10 protein-coding genes are annotated in these 16,448 nt (G+C 64.3%); 6 read left to right on the top strand and 4 right to left on the bottom strand.

The window, feature by feature from the left end:
- Window positions 1-50 precede the first annotated feature (50 nt).
- The gene (locus KRZ98_RS12015; protein ID WP_217673768.1) at window positions 51-2,855 is read right to left on the bottom strand and encodes a TonB-dependent receptor; all 2,805 of its coding nucleotides are present in this window, start codon (window positions 2,853-2,855) and stop codon (window positions 51-53) included.
- 300 nt (window positions 2,856-3,155) lie between these two features.
- On the opposite strand from KRZ98_RS12015, the gene KRZ98_RS12010 reads away from it, so the two are divergent.
- Together KRZ98_RS12010 and KRZ98_RS12005 are read left to right on the top strand one after the other, a co-directional pair.
- Window positions 3,156-4,496, top strand: a complete 1,341-nt coding sequence (locus KRZ98_RS12010; RefSeq protein ID WP_006960147.1) for an MFS transporter — start codon at window positions 3,156-3,158, stop codon at window positions 4,494-4,496.
- Window positions 4,493-6,322 carry a hypothetical protein gene (locus tag KRZ98_RS12005; protein ID WP_217673767.1) on the top strand — a complete coding sequence of 610 codons (1,830 nt, stop codon included), beginning with the start codon at window positions 4,493-4,495 and terminating at the stop codon, window positions 6,320-6,322. Before KRZ98_RS12010 ends, KRZ98_RS12005 begins: the two co-directional genes overlap by 4 nt.
- 118 nt (window positions 6,323-6,440) lie before the next feature.
- Here KRZ98_RS12005 and KRZ98_RS12000 read toward each other — a convergent pair whose 3' ends face one another.
- Genes KRZ98_RS12000 through kdgD form a run of 3 tightly spaced genes read right to left on the bottom strand, consistent with a single transcriptional unit; the run spans window position 6,441 to window position 9,845 of the window.
- Entirely contained in the window at window positions 6,441-7,991 is a 1,551-nt protein-coding gene (locus tag KRZ98_RS12000; protein ID WP_254798292.1) for a carboxylesterase/lipase family protein, read from the bottom strand.
- Window positions 7,988-8,878: a LysR family transcriptional regulator gene (locus KRZ98_RS11995; RefSeq protein WP_006960141.1), complete on the bottom strand. Its 891-nt coding sequence runs from the start codon at window positions 8,876-8,878 to the stop codon at window positions 7,988-7,990. The genes KRZ98_RS12000 and KRZ98_RS11995 overlap by 4 nt, the downstream gene beginning before the upstream one ends.
- A gap of 28 nt (window positions 8,879-8,906) precedes the next feature.
- Window positions 8,907-9,845: a 5-dehydro-4-deoxyglucarate dehydratase gene (gene kdgD, locus KRZ98_RS11990; protein ID WP_217673765.1), complete on the bottom strand. Its 939-nt coding sequence runs from the start codon at window positions 9,843-9,845 to the stop codon at window positions 8,907-8,909.
- A 263-nt stretch (window positions 9,846-10,108) separates the two neighbouring features.
- Here kdgD and KRZ98_RS11985 point away from each other — a divergent pair, with 263 nt between their 5' ends.
- From KRZ98_RS11985 to KRZ98_RS11970, 4 genes are read left to right on the top strand one after another with little or no spacing between them, the layout of a single operon-like run.
- Complete coding sequence (locus tag KRZ98_RS11985) at window positions 10,109-10,525, top strand: hypothetical protein (RefSeq protein ID WP_217673764.1); 417 nt, start codon at window positions 10,109-10,111, stop codon at window positions 10,523-10,525.
- Between the two features lie 58 nt (window positions 10,526-10,583).
- Window positions 10,584-11,852 carry a TolC family protein gene (locus KRZ98_RS11980; RefSeq protein WP_217673763.1) on the top strand — a complete coding sequence of 423 codons (1,269 nt, stop codon included), beginning with the start codon at window positions 10,584-10,586 and terminating at the stop codon, window positions 11,850-11,852.
- Complete coding sequence (locus KRZ98_RS11975; protein ID WP_217673762.1) at window positions 11,852-13,096, top strand: efflux RND transporter periplasmic adaptor subunit; 1,245 nt, start codon at window positions 11,852-11,854, stop codon at window positions 13,094-13,096. Before KRZ98_RS11980 ends, KRZ98_RS11975 begins: the two co-directional genes overlap by 1 nt.
- Before the next feature lie 25 nt (window positions 13,097-13,121).
- Window positions 13,122-16,259: a CusA/CzcA family heavy metal efflux RND transporter gene (locus tag KRZ98_RS11970; protein ID WP_254798296.1), complete on the top strand. Its 3,138-nt coding sequence runs from the start codon at window positions 13,122-13,124 to the stop codon at window positions 16,257-16,259.
- Window positions 16,260-16,448: the final 189 nt, after the last annotated feature.

Raw genomic sequence — 16,448 nt, 5'->3', positions numbered from 1 at the left:
CCGTGCAGGGCAACTGGCCATCAGGGCGCTCCGCTTTCAGGAAGGGCGGGTTAGAAGGCGTAGCGCATACCGAAGTTGAACTGGCGACCGCTGTGGGTCAACACGTTCAGACGATTGGTTTCATCCACAAACTGGTCGTTCTTGGTGTCGGTCAGGTTGATCGCCTCGATGCTCAGCTTCATCTTTTCCGTGATGTTGTAGCTGGCTTGCGCATCGACGTTGATGGTGCGGTTGGTGCCATTATAGGCGTTGCCCTCCGTCCCCGGCACGGCGGTCAGATATTTCGACCGATAGGCCACAGACCCGCGGATCTGGAACTTCTTGGTTTCATAATAGAGGGTCGCGTTGGCGGCGTGCCGGGACAGGCCGACCAGTGGCGCGGTCACCGACGTGCTGCCATTGGCGGCGGTCAGATACTCAATGTCGGACTTCACGAACGTATAGTTGGCCAGCACGCCGAAATTGGACAGGATACCTGGCAGGAAGCTGAAGGGCTGCTGGATATTGACTTCAAACCCTTTCAGGATGCCGCCCGAAGAATTGACCGGCTGGCTGACGATGAACACGTCGGTGGGCGATGCGGTGGTGCCGTCGAGCAGCGAATTGGGCAGGCCCAGGCTGGCATAGGGCACACCCACGCTCAGCGTCTGGACAAAGGTGCCGATATCCTTGCGGAAGGCGGCCAGCGCATAGATCGCCCCTTGCGTCGGATACCATTCGATCGACACGTCGAGATTCTTCGATGAGGTCGGCTTGAGATCGGGGTTGCCGGACGAGAAGCTGCGATTGCCACCCGACACGTTGAGGTTGCCACCGGGCGTCAGCGACGAGATGCCCGCGCGCGCCAGCGTCTTGGCAGCCGCGAAGCGGACCTGCAGGTCGTCGGTGATATTGCCGACTAGGTTGATCGAGGGCAGCCAGCGCTTGTAGGTGCGATCCGCGCTTACCAGATTGGTTGCCGTGCCCCGGCTGGCATAGCCGGTCGAAAACTGGTCGGTCTTGACATAGCGTATGCCCAGGTCGCCGCGGATCGGCAGGCCCGCATTTGCCAGGTTGAACTGGGTCATGCCCCAGATGCCGAGATCTTCTTCCTTCACGGTGACATAGGAACCGCGCGCGGTCGCATTCTCGACCCCGCCAGTGGCATAGATCGGATTGCCGTAAATATTGCCCTGACTGATGAAGGCAGCCAGATTGGGAATGATCCATGCGGTCGGCGTGCCGGTGGGGATGTTCAGCCCCTTGCCGAACCCGTCGAACAGGGTGGTCATGCTCGCCAGTTCGGCAGCGGTCAGCGGCGCGACCACCGTTTCGCCCGACAGGCGGCGACGCTCGGTCGAATCATATTCAAACTTCCGCCAGTCGGCACCCGCTTTCAGGGTCACCATGTCATTGGCTTCCCATTCGACAAAGCCCTTGGCCGTGGTGAAGGCATTGTCGACTGTCTGCGGCCGGATGCGCACTTCCGACGTGCCGTTGACAAAGCTCCAGGTCGCTGGATTGGCGACATCCACGCCCGGCGCGATGGTCGGGAAACGGCTGGTGAAATCATATTGGAAATTGCCGGTATTGACTGCGTCGATCGTCACCGTGGTCTGGATCGGGTTTTTGAACTCCGACTTGGCGTGGCCGCCCATGATGTTGATCTTCACCCGGTCGCCCAGTTGCTGGTCGATCGATCCGTTGACCTGATAAAATTCGGTCTTGAGCACGTCGTAGCGGGCTTGCGAGCGCATATCGACATTGTCGAACGTACCGGTGATGATGTTGTTGTCGCCATCGACCGTACCGTCGCGGATGACTGTCTGTGGCTTGCCACTGCCCGACCGGCTGAAGCTGATCGCCTGGAGCTGGGCTTCCTTGCGGGTGCCATCCAGCCGCGAAAAAAGGCTGTCGATTGAAATGGTGGTGCGGTCGGTCGGCTTGAACTGGACAGATGCCGCCGCGCCCAGACGCTTCTGCGCGATGTCGTAGCTGACAAGGCCGGGAATACGCGGATGGAACAGGGCGGTGCCGGGATTGGCGTCGTTGATCTGCGCGATTGTCTTGCCGGGCAGGGTCGATGTCGGGGCAAACCCGCCGTTGAACCCGCCATAGGTCCAGCGGGTGATGTTCGCGCCTTCCTCGACGATCTTGCGCTCTTCATAGGCGACCGACAGCAGCACGCCGAAGCGGCCATCGTCGGTCTGGGTCGCGACCAGTCCCGACAGGCGCGGGGTCGTCTTGCCGCTCAGGTCGTTGTAGCTGGCCGCCGCCGACAGGACGGCGGTAGGCTTCTTGTAATCAAGCGGACGTGCGGTTTGCAGGTCCACGACGCCGCCCAGCGAGCCTTCTTCCACATCGGCCGTCGCGGTCTTGCGCACTGACAGGTTGCTGAACAGGTCGGACGAGAAAATGTTGAAGTCGAAGCCACGACCACGATTGACGCCGCCCGAATTGTCGGTGCCGCCGGTCGTGCCGATCGCTTCCATGCCGTTGATGCGCACGCGGGTATATTCCGGGCCAAGGCCGCGCACCGTGACGTTGCGGCCTTCGCCGTTCACGCGGCTGATGGCGACGCCGGGAATACGCTGGAGCGATTCGGCCAGATTCAGGTCAGGGAATTCGGCAATATCTTCCGCCTTGATCGCGTCGACCGATGCGGTCTCGTTGCGCTTGATGTTCAGCGCGCTGTTCAGGCTGGCGCGAAATCCGGTGACGACGATGTCGGCGGCGGCAGGTTCCTCCTGCGGCAGAGCGGTGGCTGGCGATGCAGTCCCCGCATCGCTCTGTGCCAGGGCCATCGGCGCCAGGGCAATCGTTGCGATGGCGCTGGACAGGCTCAGGATCGCTTTGGTTCGACGGGTGGCGTTCATGGCCCTATCACTCCCCTAATGTTTGCGGCTTGCGCTTATGATGTCCGGCATTGATTACCGGATCGGCCCTACTTCGATAGCGCTGGAACGGGCCAAGATGCCAACCTCAATGCCGCATGGATCAATGCACGGCTTGCACTGATCGGCGGCAGCGCTGCGGAGCGGCTGCGGCATCAAGCCAAGATGGGACTGGATCATGGCGGATTTCGGCTTGGACCGGCCCGGCCTGTCCCGCTAGCGTCGGTCCTTGCCATTTCGACCGTTCCGACAGATGGACGGCACCGTTGAGGAGAGCCATTCGTGATCCGTCCTGTCACCGCGAACGCCACCGCCGTCGATCGTCCCAGCCATGTGCGCTATCGCATCATTGCGCTGATCTTCCTGATCACGTCGATCAACTATGCCGACCGCGCAACCTTCTCGATCGCGGGCAATGCGGCGTCGGGCGAACTGGGCATTTCCCCGGTGCAGACCGGCTTCATCCTCTCTGCCTTCGCCTGGGCCTATGTATTGGGGCAGATACCGGGGGGCGCGCTGCTCGACCGTTTCGGCACCAAGCGCATTTATGCAGGTGCCATCGCGCTCTGGTCCATCTTTACCGCGATGCAGGGCACGGTCGGGCTGATCGCGGGCCTGCCCGTGGTGGCGACGCTGTTTGCGATGCGTTTCATGGTCGGCTTTGCTGAATCTCCGTCCTTCCCCGGCAATGCCCGTCTGGTCGCGGCGTGGTTTCCTGGCGCGGAGCGTGGCACGGCGTCCGCCATTTTCAACAGCGCGCAATATTTCTCGCTCGTCGCCTTCGCCCCGCTGATGGGTTGGCTGGTCCACAGCTTTGGCTGGCGCGCGGTATTCTGGGTCATGGGCGCGCTGGGGCTGGCGGCGACCGCCCTGTTCCTGCGCTATATCCACAGTCCGGACCGGCATCCCTCGATCAACGCCGCCGAACTGGCGCATATCGAGGCGGGCGGCGGTCTTATCCATATGGAAGATGGCGCTGCGCAGGCGGCGCGCGCGCCGACCTTCACCTGGACCAACATCCGGCAATTGCTGGCCAACCGCATGATGCTGGGCATTTATCTGGGCCAATATTGCATCAATGTGCTGACCTATTTCTTCGTCACCTGGTTTCCCATCTATCTGGTCAAGGAACGCGGCCTCAACATCATGGAGGCGGGCTTTGCCGCCGCCGTGCCGGCGCTGTGCGGCTTTGCCGGGGGTCTTGCGGGCGGCTATGGTTCCGACCTCATCCTGCGCCGCACCGGCTCGCTCGATCTGGCGCGCAAGACGCCGCTGGTTGCCGGGATGCTGCTTGCCACCCTGATCATCGCCTGCGTCTGGGCGGAATCCGAAGCATGGGTCATTACCTTCATGGCGCTGGCCTTCTTCGGCAAGGGCGTGGCCTCGCTCGGCTGGGCGATCATGGCCGATGTCGCGCCCAAGCAGCTGGCCGGACTGTCGGGCGGCGTGTTCAACATGTTCGGCAATATCGCCGGGATCGTCACGCCAATCGTGGTGGGCTTCATCGTCGCGGCGACCGGGTCGTTCGATTGGGCGCTCATCTTCGTGGGCGCGCATTGCCTGCTCACCATTTTCGCTTTCCTGGTCATCGTCGGCCCGATCCGCAGGCTGGAGCTGGCATGATGCGCATAGGTCGTCGCGCTTTCGTAACCGGCGCTGCCGCACTCGCCTTGCCAGCCCAGGCCCGAACACGCGCACCATTTGTCGCCAGCACGCCGATGCCGCCGCCGCGCTGGGCCGTGCTGCAACGCCAGTTGCTCGCCGCCAATGAAGCGGCCTGCGTCGACTTCTATGAACAATATGTCGACCGGCGCGACCGGCTGCGCGTGTTCGAGCGCTGGGGCGCGAACGACGGTCCCGATGATGCTGCCGAAGCGACCAATGACTGGTTCCTGCTCCACGCGCTGGGCGGGGGAGCGCGCATCCGCGACCTTGCCGCCCGTTTCTGGGAAGGCCATCTGCGCCAGTTTGCTGCCGCCCGCACCATCGACGTGCCGATCGCGCGGCGGGGCATGTATCACCGCGAATTTCCCGTCCAGATGGACTGGCAGCATAATGCGGAGGGGCTGACCAGCTTCAACGTCATGGGCCTGTCCATGCCCCGCGACACGGCGCTGCGCGCCCGCACCGCCCGCTATGCCGATTTCTACACCGGCCGGGACAGGTCTGCCCCCAATTATGACCCGAAACTGCGGATGATGCGCAGCCTGATGAACGGCAGCCGCGGCCCGATGCTGCGCCCCGCGACCCCGCTCGACTGGGCGGGCGATCCTTTCGACCCGACGCCCTTCCACATGGAACATGGCGAAACCAATTATCAGGAAACGCTCGATCATTATGCCGAATATGGCGATGTAGTCGGCGACAATCCCCTGAACCTGCAATCGACGACGCTGGGTCTCAACGCCTATGCGCTTGGGGGAGGGGCGCGGTTCCGCCGCTGGGCGCTCGACTATCTCGACGCCTGGGTGGAGCGCGCCGCGCGCAACGGCGATGTCTTGCCCAGCCATGTCCGCCCCGACGGCACGGTCGGCAAGGATTGGTGGGCGGGCGTCTATGGCTGGGGCTTTTCCCCCCGCGTACCGCAGACCGGGGTGCGGGAGGATCGCAACCGCGTTCCCCGCTCGATAACCGCCTTCATGGGCGCGCTGTTGATGAGCGGCGACCAACGCTATATCGACCTGTGGCGGCGACAGAATGCGCGGATCAACGCCGCCGCGCGGATCATCGACGGCGTGTCCCACGCGCCGACCATGTATGGCGCGGACGGCTGGTATGGCTGGAAGCCCGGTCCCTACCGCACCAACGGCTTTGAAATCTGGTATATGTCGCAGCGCGCCGAAGATCGCGCAACCGCTGGCGATCATCCCTGGATCGGCTTTCTGGAGGGGCGCGATCCCACTTATGCCGAACGTGCGATCGAAGCAGACCTCAAGCGTGTGGCCGAGCGCGTCGCCCTGCGCGAAGGCGACACGACCACGCCGCAGACCCGTCTGGCTGACTGGCCGGTCGGCATTAACCCCGCCAGCGTCACGAGCCTTGTCCAGTTGATGACGGGCGGCCTGCACATTGCCCGTCCGCCCTGGTCCAAAACGTCGCCGCCGCAAGGGGGCGTGCCGCTCCATTGCCGCCTGCGCTATTTCGATCCCGCCGCCCGCCGCGCCGGGGTGCCGCCGCAGGTCGCGGCGCTGGTTCACAGCCTGTCGGACAATGCGACGGAGGTCACGCTGGTCAATCTCGACCCCCAAACCGCGCGCAATATCATCGTGCAGGGGGGTGCCTATGGCGAACATCGCATCGACAGCCTGACGATCGACGGGCGTACCGTCGCTGCGGGTGGGCGAGACGTGACGGTGCGGCTGGAAGCGGGCTGCGGCGTGCGCCTGCGTCTGGCGATGACGCGCTATGCGCTGCGCCCGACGCTCAGCTTCCCGTGGGACCGGGTATAGAGCGAAGTACGTGCCTTGATCCGTTCGTTTCGAGCGAAGTCGAGAAACGTCATGCGCAGGTTTCTCGACTTCGCTCGAAACGAATGGATGTTGGAGATTCAACTGGAAGTCATGGGGTCTAACCGCCCGGCTTGATATAGGGCGCGACCGCGAACAACAGCCTCTCCTCCCGGCGCGGATCATGTTCGATCCGCACGTCCCGGTCGAAGATCATCGTAGGGCGCTGCGTCAGCTCAAAATGCGGCCAGCGCGGCAACGCCCCGCCATTGGGATCGCCCGTCCGTGCCAGCGCGATGAAGGCGTCGGCCATCATTCCCGCCAGCCGCCGCGCTTCGGTGCTCACCCCCGTCCGCGCACCCGGTGCATCGACATTGTCGAACACCAGCGGAATGTCGAGCGTATGGAACGCGCCCAATATCCCGCCCGCGTCGGGGCAGGGGAAATCCAGCTGATACATCCATGTCGGCGCACCGATCCGCGCGCGCTCCTCCGCCTGGATCAAATGCCCCGGCCAGGATCGCCCGGCGGTGGAAGCGGCCAGCAATATCTGCCCCGGCGTCCGGTCAGGATAAAGCTGGCGATAGCGCGCAATCACATGGTCGGGGGCCAGATCCTTGACCATCTGCCGCGTCAGCCGGTCGGGCAGATTGTCCCATGTCGTATCGCCCGCGCGCAGCGTCTTTTCGATCCACAGCGCGGTTTCGTCATGGGTATTGCCGATGATCAGCGGGATATGCGCCGCCTCGCGCGGGGCGTCCGGCACGAAGGGATGCCGCGTCAGCACATGATGATCCAGCGTGGAGGTGAAGCTGATCTCGCCCTTGCCCTCCAGCGGATCGGTCATCGCCATCGCCTCGACCAGTTGGCCAATCGGCAGACGCGCCAGCGTCGCCACGTCCGCCGCGCCTGCCTTGGCCATCCACGCCTTCGCCCGCGCGGTCGCATGGTTCGGCCCGGCGGCGGTGACATGCTGCCCGCTCATCGTCGCAGCGGCGTGGAACAGGGGGCGGGCCTCCGCCATCGCCATCAGCGTGACGACCTTCGCCCCGCCGCCCGACTGGCCAAAAATCATCACCCTTGCCGGATCGCCACCGAACCCCGCAATATTGTCGCGCACCCATTGCAGCGCCAGGATGATGTCCAGATTGCCGGCATTGCCCGATTCCGCCGGGCCGCCCAGTTGCGCCAGATAGGCATAGCCCAACGCCGCGAGCCGATGGTTGAGCGTCACCACCACCACATCGCCGCGCCGCACCAGATTGCCGCCATCATAGAGCGGATCGCTGCCCGACCCATGGGCGTGCGCGCCGCCGTGCAGATAGACCATGACCGGTCGCCGCCCCTTGTCCAGTGCGGGCGTCCAGACGTTGAGGAACAGGCAATCTTCCGAGGTCTGCTCCTCTGGCCTGGTCTGCGGTGCGGCAGGGCCGTAGCGGGTGGCGTCGGCAATGCGCTGCCATGGCGCAGGCGGCAAAGCCCGCTGGAAGCGGCGCGAGGCGGTATCGGCACCATAGCGGATGCCACGAAACGCCAGCACATCCCGCTCGATCGTCCCGCGCACCCGCCCGTGCCGCGTCGTCGCAACCGGACTGGAGGGCGCCCGCGCAGCCACGACCAGCGGTGCTGCGGCCAGACTGCCGATCAGCGCGCGCCGGTTGATCTTGCTCATCCGGTCGCTTCGGTGCATAGCTGCCGCATCGCGGGCAGCGCCGGATTGGCATTGTCCCGCCGCCAGGCCATGTGCAGCTCGACCGGCTTGTCGATCGGCGTCATCAGGCGGCGGAACTGCACGTCCATCATGTGCAGCCCGGTCGCGCTTTCCGGCACGATTGCCGCCGCAACCCCGGCATGGACCAGCCCCAGCATCGAATGAATCTGCGTCACATGCTGGACATAGAGGGGCGCGACCTGCGCCTCGTCGAACAGGCGCACCAGCATATTGTGAAAATAGCTCGCCCCCTGACGCGAATACATGATCAGCGGCTGGCCGTCGAAATCGGCCGGTTCCAGCGCCGCTTTCGACTGGCGCGGATCGCCCGGCGGCAGGGCGACGAACAAGGGTTCGTGCAGCACGCAACTCGTCTCAAACTCATGCCGGTCGACCGGCGGGCGGACGAAGCCGATGTCGATCAGCCCGGTGAGCAGGGCATCGACCTGTTCGCTCGACACCATCTCGCGCAATTCCAGCTCGATATTGGGCAGCGCTGCGCGCGCCTGCGCCACGATGCGCGGCACGACATTATAGCCTGATACGGCGGTAAAGCCGAGCGCCACCCGTCCCGCATCCCCCTTCGCCACGCGCCGCGCGGATAGGGCCGCGCTGTCGGACAGGCGCACGATCCGCCGCGCCTCGATCAGGAATACGCTGCCCGCCGGGGTCAGGCTGACCTGACGGCTGGTGCGTTCCAGCAATTGTACGTCCAATATCCGTTCGAGCAGCTGGATCTGTCGGCTGAGCGGCGATTGCGTCATGTTGAGGCGCTGCGCCGCGCGGCCGAAGTGGAGTTCTTCGGCGGCGGCGACGAAGCAGCGGAGCTGGCTGAGTTCAAACATCATCACCAAGTAGCCCGGCCCTGCGCGCAAGTCACGCAGCGGCGGACAATGATCCTGGCGATACCGCTTCGATCAGCACGCGCAGTTCGGCCTCCTCAGTCGCCGACAGATCGGTCAGCGGCGACCGCACCGGCCCGGCATCCCGGCCGATGACCCGCATCCCGGCCTTGACGATCGATACGGCATAGCCCTGTCCCTTGTTGCGCAGGGCAATGTAGGGGAGCACGAACCGGCGCAGCCCGTCCATGACATGGGCCTGATCACCCGCGCGCACCGCCTTGTAAAAGGCCAGCGCCCATTCCGGCATGAAGTTGAAGATCGCCGACGAATAAGTGGTGACACCCATGGTCAGATAGGGGGTGGCGAATGTTTCCGCCGTCGGCAGGCCGCCAATATAGGTCAGCCGGTCGCCCATCCGGGCGTAGATGCGGGTCATCAGTTCGATGTCGCCGACGCCATCCTTGAAGCCGACCAGATTGGCATTGCGTTCGCACAGCTGGGCCAGGGTTTCGTCGTTGATGACGGCATTGTCGCGATTATAGACGATGACGCCCAGACCGGTGGAGCGGCACACTGCCTCGATATGATCGGCCAGCCCATCCTGCTTGGCGTGCATCAGATAGGGGGGCAGCAGCAGCAGGCCGTCCGCGCCAGCCTTCTCCGCGTCGCGTGCAATGCCGGTGGCGATGGCCGTGCCATAGCCGCAGCCGGAGATGACCGGCGTCTTGCCGCCGCCTTCCGCTACGGCTGCCGCGACCACCGTGGCAACCTCGGCCGGGGTGAGCGAGAAAAATTCGCCGGTGCCGCCCGCTGCAAACAGGCCGGTCAGTTCATGACCCAGCATCCATGCGCAATGCTCGCGATAGGGACCTTCCAAAAATGCGCCATCGGCATCGAAGTGGGTGACCGGAAAGGACAACAGCCCTTCGCCCAGATGCCGGGCCATATCGGTGGGGCTGTAGTGGCTCATAAGCGCTGCTCTCCTCTCCACGGCGGGACATTCCACGCCTGTGCTTGAAAGGGGAAATAGGCGCGTTGGGGGTCATGCGTCCAAACCAAAGACGCGCATGATCGATGCAAAAGCTGGCATGATCGTCCAATGCTATGGCGGGGGGGCGGTTTGTGCGGGTGCAGCAGAATATGCTGCTTCCGTGTCAGGAAAAGGAACATGGGATCGCGGTTTGCGATGAACAGATGCTTGTGCCGTTACGCCTGCTTGGATAGGCTGTGCCAATGCCCGCTTTGCGCCCCTCCCCAAATTCTCGCCTGGGTGCATTATTGTGCATTGTGCTGCTGGCGCTGTTTGCGGGCATGAGCCTGTCGCGGATGATCGATCAGGTCCAGCACGCGCCCGGTATGACACAAGGCCACGGGCATCTGCTGTTCAGCGCTCTATCGGTTGAGGAAGCGCATGACGCCGATCATGATGTGCGCGGTGAAGAACAGGAGGATGGCCAGCCCGATCGCCTGCCTGGCAGCCATCACCATCATGGCGACAGTGGGTCAGGCGTCATCCTGCTCGGACAGGCCGGGATTGCCGTGCCACCGTCGCGCTCTGCGCCGCCCGTCACAGTGATTGATCGGGTGGAGCCGGACTCCGTCTCGCAGGGGCCAGAACGCCCACCCAGGCTGATCGCACTTCGCGTCTGAACCTGCCGCCGCCATGCGGCGCGGGTTGGTCCACGTCGCATAGCGAAAGCCTGTTTTCATGTTTCCATCTGTTCGTCCGCGCGGCTTGCCGCGCCTGACCCTCGCGTTGCTGGTCAGCGCCCTATTCCCGACCCTGCCTTTATCGGCGCAACTGCTGTCGCTCACCGACGCCCTGTCGCGTATCGCGCAGGCCGATCCCGGCGTCGCTGTCACCGCCGCCCAGCGTGACGCGGCGACCGCCGCCATGCGTCAGGCGGATGTCCGGCCGCAGGATGTCGTCACCGTCGATGTCGAGGATATTGCCCGCAGCGGCCCTTATACTCCGGTCGCCAGTTCACAGACTACCGCCTGGTATGAGCGGACATGGGAGCGCGGCGGCAAGCGGGAGGCGCGGGTCGGCGCGGCCCGGCTGAACCGCGACGTGACCGAACAACGCGGCCGTCTGCGCCAGCTCGACATATTGGCGCAGGCGCAGGCTGCCTGGGTGGAGGCGCTGGCCGCCGAGGCCGCAATCCCCGTGGCGCTGGAGCGGCTGACGCTGGCCCAAAGGCTGGAACGCGAAGTCGCGCGCCGGGTCGGGCGCGCGCTCGATCCCTTGTTTGCGCTGGAACGCGCCCGCACTGCCGTCGCGCAGGCTCGCATTGCCCATGAACAGGCGATCGAAGCCGCCCGGATCGCGCGCCTGTCATTGGCCGCTTGGTGGGGAGCGGACAGTGACGTGCAGATCGACACCAGCAGCTTTTCCCGGCTCGCTCCCGACCCGGCAGCCGACGCGCAGCCCATCGATGTCGCCCTGCTCGACGCGGAACGTGACGCGGCAGCGGCGCGGGCGCGGCTGGCGGAGGCGAACAGCGCCACCGACCCCACGCTGCGCGCTGGCCTGCGCCATTATGGTCAGGGCAATGATGTCAGCATCGTGGTCGGCGGTTCCATCCCGCTTGGCGGTCGTCGCGCCCAGCGCGGCAATATAGAGCAGGCCGAAGCCGAACGCCGCGTTGCCGAAGCCGAAATCGCGGTACTGCGGGTGCAGGTCAAACGCGACATGGACAGGTTGCTGGCGCAGCGCGCGGCGATCGTGCGCGAAATCAACCGGATCGACAGCGCAGTGCTGCCCAGTGCCGAACGCGCGGTCATGCTGGTGCGCGAGGGCTATAATCGCGGCGGCACCGCCTTCACCTTCCTGGAAGTGACGCAGGCGCAGGAAGCCATGATCGACGCCTATGATCGCCGCATCACCCTGCTCAAATCCTATCATCTCGACGGCGCACGGCTCGACCGGCTGACTGGCCGCCACGCCCCCCTTCTTGCCAGCGCGGAGAATCGCTGATGTCCCCTTTCCTGAAAATGGCAGCCCTGCTGCTCGTCCCCACCATGTTCGCCGGTTGCAGCGAAACCCCGCCGGCCGAGGATCATGGCGACCATGGCGCTAAAGAGGCCGAGGAAGCGCGCGGTCCCCATCGCGGGCGGATGCTGCGTGACGGCAATTTCGCGGTCGAAGTCACCATCTTTGAAGATGGGGTAGACCCCGAATTCCACATCTACGCCTATCGCGATGACGAGCCGGTCAGGCCGCAAGATGTTCAGCTCAGTGTCGAGCTTGTCCGCCTGGGCGGCAAGATCGATCGCTTCGCCTTCACCCCGCAGGAGGATTATCTGCGTGGTGGCGGTGTCGTCACAGAACCGCACAGTTTCGACGTGAAGGTCAAAGCGGTCGAAGGGGGCCGCACCCACACATGGAGCTACGCCTCCTATGAAGGCCGCACCACCATCGCTGCTGACGCCGCACGGGCGGGCGGCGTGCGATCCGAACGGGCCGGGCCAGCCTCCATCGCAGAACTGATCGACATGTCGGGCCGCATCGAAATCACGCCGGAAGGCAAGGCGGATGTCCGCGCCCGCCTGCCCGGCCAGATCATGTCGATGACCGGCGAACTGGGGCAGATGGTGCGGCGGGGCCAGACCCTTCTGCGGGTCGAATCCAGCCATTCGCTCCAGACCTACATAATCACCGCGCCGATCAGCGGCACCATCGTTGAAAAAAATGCCAATGTCGGTGACATGACCGGCGACCGGGCACTGTTCGTGATCGCCGATCCAAGCAAATTGCACGCCGAATTTTTCGTCTATCCCCGCGACGCGGAGCGGGTGAAGGTGGGGCAACCTGTTTCCCTGCGCAGCCTGTCGGGTGAAGCGCGTTTGACAGGTACGGTCGAGGCGATCCTGCCGACCGCCGACCTCGCCAGCCAGACCCTGCTGGCACACGTCCATCTGCCTGAATCGGCAGCCGGGCAATTCCGCCCCGGCATGGGCGTGGAAGGTGTGTTTTCGGTTGCCGAAATCCAGGCACCGCTGGCGGTGCGGAGCAAGGCGATCCAGCGTTTCCGCGACTTCGATGTCGTCTATGCCAAGGTCGGCAACAGCTATGAAGTGCGGATGCTCGAACTGGGGCGCAAGACGCCAGAATGGACCGAAGTGCTGGGCGGACTGGAGCCGGGCACCGAATATGTGACCGACGGCGCGTTCCTGATCCGGGCGGACATCGACAAGTCTGGAGCCAGCCATGACCATTGAGGCCATTGTCGACACCCGCCCCGCCTTGCTCGAACGCATCATCGCTGCTGCCATCCGCCTGCGCTGGGCGGTGCTGGCCATTGTCCTGCTGCTCTGCGCCATCGGCATCTGGAGCTTCCAGCGCCTGCCGATCGACGCAACGCCCGACATCACCAATGTCCAGGTGCAGATCAACAGCGAAGCGGAGGGCTTCTCGCCGCTGGAGGCGGAACAGCGCGTCACCTTCCCGGTCGAAACCGCGATCGCGGGCCTGCCGGGGCTGGAATATACCCGCTCCATCTCTCGCTATGGCCTGTCGCAGGTTACCGCGGTCTTTGCCGACGGCACCGACATTTATTTCGCGCGCCAGCTGATCAACGAACGGTTGCAGACCGCACGATCGCAACTGCCGCCTGGCGTCGAACCGGAAATGGGGCCGATCGCCACCGGCCTTGGCGAAATCTTCATGTACACGCTGGAGGCCAAACCCGGCGCGCGCAAGGCGGACGGTACGCTCTATACCGCGGAAGACCTGCGCACCTTGCAGGACTGGGTGATCCGGCCGCAGCTGCGCAACACGCCCGGCGTGACCGAAGTGAACAGCATCGGCGGCTTTGAACGGCAATATCATGTCACCCCGCTGCCGGACCGGATGGCCGCCTATGGCCTGGCGCTCGACGATGTGATGGAGGCGCTGGGCCGCAACAACGCCAATGTCGGCGCTGGCTATGTCGAACGCTATGGCGAACAATATCTGGTCCGGGTGCCGGGGCAGGCGAGGGACGTCGATGATCTGAAATCCATCATCGTCACCAATCGCGGCGGCGTGCCGATCCGCATCAATGATGTGGCCGATGTCGGCATGGGGCAGGAATTGCGCACCGGGGCCGCGACCGAGAACGGGCAGGAAGTGGTGCTGGGCACCGTCGTCATGCTGGCGGGCGAGAACAGCCGTATCGTCGCCCGCGCGGCGGCCGAGCGGCTGGAGCAGGCGGCCAAGGCATTACCCGCAGGCGTCGAAGCCGTTGCCATTTACGATCGCACCGATCTGGTCGAACGGGCGATCTGGACGGTCGAGAAGAACCTGCTCGAAGGCGCGTTGCTCGTCATCGTCGTGCTGTTCCTGCTGCTTGGCAATGTCCGCGCCGCACTCATCACCGCCGCCGTCATCCCCATCGCCATGCTGATGACCATCACCGGCATGGTACAGGCGGGCGTATCGGGCAATCTCATGAGTCTGGGCGCGCTCGATTTCGGCCTGATCGTCGATGGCGCGGTCATCATCGTGGAAAACTGCCTGCGCCGCTATGGCGAGGCACAGCATAGGCTGGGGCGTCTGCTGGATCGCGACGAACGGTTCGCGCTGGCAGCGTCGGCGACGTCGGAGGTGATCCGGCCGTCGCTGTTCGGCGTCCTGATCATCGCTCTGGTCTATGTCCCCATCTTCGCGCTGACCGGGGTAGAGGGCAAGATGTTCCACCCCATGGCCATCACCGTCGTCATGGCGCTGACCGCCGCGCTCATCCTCTCACTCACTTTCGTCCCCGCCGCGATCGCCCTGTTCGTTACCGGCAAGGTCGAGGAAAAGGAAAGCCGCCTGATGCTCTGGGCGCGGCAGGTCTATGAACCGGCGCTGGAACGGGCGCTGCAATTGCGGAAAGCGATTGTCGCACTCGCTGTCGGTTTAGTGCTGGTCGCAGGTTTCGCTGCCAGTCGGATGGGATCGGAATTCGTCCCCAATCTGGACGAGGGCGACATCGCCATGCACGCCCTGCGTATCCCCGGCACCAGCCTGACCCAGGCGATCGGGATGCAAAAATCGGTCGAGGCGCGGCTCAAGCGCTTCCCCGAAGTCGAGCGTGTCGTCGCCAAGATCGGCACGGCGGAAGTCGCGACCGACCCGATGCCACCCTCGGTCGCCGATACTTTCATCATGCTGAAGGACCGCAAGGACTGGCCCGACCCGCGCAAGCCCCGCACCCAGCTGGTCGCCGAAATGCAGGAAGCGGTCGAACAGATACCGGGCAATAATTACGAGTTCACTCAACCGATCCAGATGCGTTTCAACGAACTGCTGTCGGGCGTCCGCGCTGATGTAGCGATCAAGATATTCGGTGACGATCTCGATGAATTGCTCCGCATCGGTCAGTCGATCGAGGAGGTCGTGGGTCGTATCGACGGTGCGGCCGATGTCGGCGTCGAGCAGGTGACCGGCCTGCCGGTGCTGCAAATCACCCCCGATCGCGCAGCGCTGGCGCGGCTAGGTCTCAACGTTGGTGACGTGCAGAATGTCGTCGCCATCTCGATCGGCGGCAAGGAAGCGGGCGAAATGTTCGAGGGCGACCGCCGCTTCCCGGTGATCGTCCGTCTGCCCGAAGATATCCGCCGCAAGGTGGACGAGATCGGTCGCCTGCGCATCCCGCTGCCGGGGAATGAGGATGAAGTACGCGGATTTGTGCCGGTCCAGGATGTCGCCAAGGTGGAGGTCATCATCGGTCCCAACCAGATCAGCCGCGAAGATGGCAAGCGCCGCGTGGTGGTAACCGCCAACGTCCGGGGTCGTGACCTTGGCAGTTTCGTGCAGGAATTGCGCGAAAGGGTTGAAAGGGACGTGGAGCCACCAGCGGGTTACTGGATCAGCTATGGCGGGACGTTCGAGCAGCTGATCTCGGCCGCAGAACGACTGCAACTGGTGGTCCCGGCTGCGCTGTTGCTGATCTTCGGCCTGCTCTACGGCCTGTTCCGATCAGCCAAGGATGCGGCGATCGTCTTTTCCGGCGTGCCGCTGGCGCTGACCGGCGGGGTCGCGGCGCTGCTGCTGCGGGGCTTGCCGCTGTCCATTTCAGCGGGGATCGGCTTCATCGCCCTGTCCGGCGTCGCGGTGCTGAACGGGGTGGTGATGCTCAGCTTCATCCGCACCTTGCTGGCAGAGGGGCGGCCGCTGGAGGACGCGATCCGCGAGGGCGCGCTCACCCGGCTGCGGCCAGTGCTGATGACCGCGCTGGTGGCGAGCCTGGGCTTCGTGCCGATGGCGTTCAATGTCGGGGCTGGTGCGGAGGTACAGCGTCCATTGGCAACAGTGGTGATCGGTGGAATCGTCTCATCGACATTGCTGACATTGCTGGTGCTGCCGGCCCTCTATCGGCTGATGCATGGGGGACGTCGGGAGAGGCAAAAGGCATGAAACCCGGTATTTTCGGGCCTTCGCGGACAATTTGGACGAAAAATTGCCATTACCGTGAAAAACCCTGTTGACCGAATCTGCGTGTCTACCTAGAGGGCTGTTCACCGGACGGGGCGCTGCCAGCGGGTAGCGCGTTTTACGGTCGCCAACATGATGGGATGAGCAGTCCTCCGAAACGCAAGGATCGGG

This window comes from Sphingobium sp. AS12 (genome assembly GCF_019097845.1).
Classification (GTDB): Bacteria; Pseudomonadota; Alphaproteobacteria; order Sphingomonadales; family Sphingomonadaceae; genus Sphingobium.
The sequence above is the reverse complement of the archived record's forward strand: the minus strand, read 5'-3'. Positions and strand labels throughout refer to the sequence as shown.

What these genes read in the sequence shown, in the direction of transcription:
- KRZ98_RS12015 (WP_217673768.1), bottom strand. Translation starts at nt 2,855, where the DNA reads ATGAACGCCACCCGTCGAACCAAAGCGATCCTGAGCCTGTCCAGCGCC.
- KRZ98_RS12005 (WP_217673767.1), top strand. Translation starts at nt 4,493, where the DNA reads ATGATGCGCATAGGTCGTCGCGCTTTCGTAACCGGCGCTGCCGCACTC.
- KRZ98_RS12000 (WP_254798292.1), bottom strand. Translation starts at nt 7,991, where the DNA reads ATGAGCAAGATCAACCGGCGCGCGCTGATCGGCAGTCTGGCCGCAGCA.
- KRZ98_RS11995 (WP_006960141.1), bottom strand. Translation starts at nt 8,878, where the DNA reads ATGATGTTTGAACTCAGCCAGCTCCGCTGCTTCGTCGCCGCCGCCGAA.
- kdgD (WP_217673765.1), bottom strand. Translation starts at nt 9,845, where the DNA reads ATGAGCCACTACAGCCCCACCGATATGGCCCGGCATCTGGGCGAAGGG.
- KRZ98_RS11985 (WP_217673764.1), top strand. Translation starts at nt 10,109, where the DNA reads ATGCCCGCTTTGCGCCCCTCCCCAAATTCTCGCCTGGGTGCATTATTG.
- KRZ98_RS11980 (WP_217673763.1), top strand. Translation starts at nt 10,584, where the DNA reads ATGTTTCCATCTGTTCGTCCGCGCGGCTTGCCGCGCCTGACCCTCGCG.
- KRZ98_RS11975 (WP_217673762.1), top strand. Translation starts at nt 11,852, where the DNA reads ATGTCCCCTTTCCTGAAAATGGCAGCCCTGCTGCTCGTCCCCACCATG.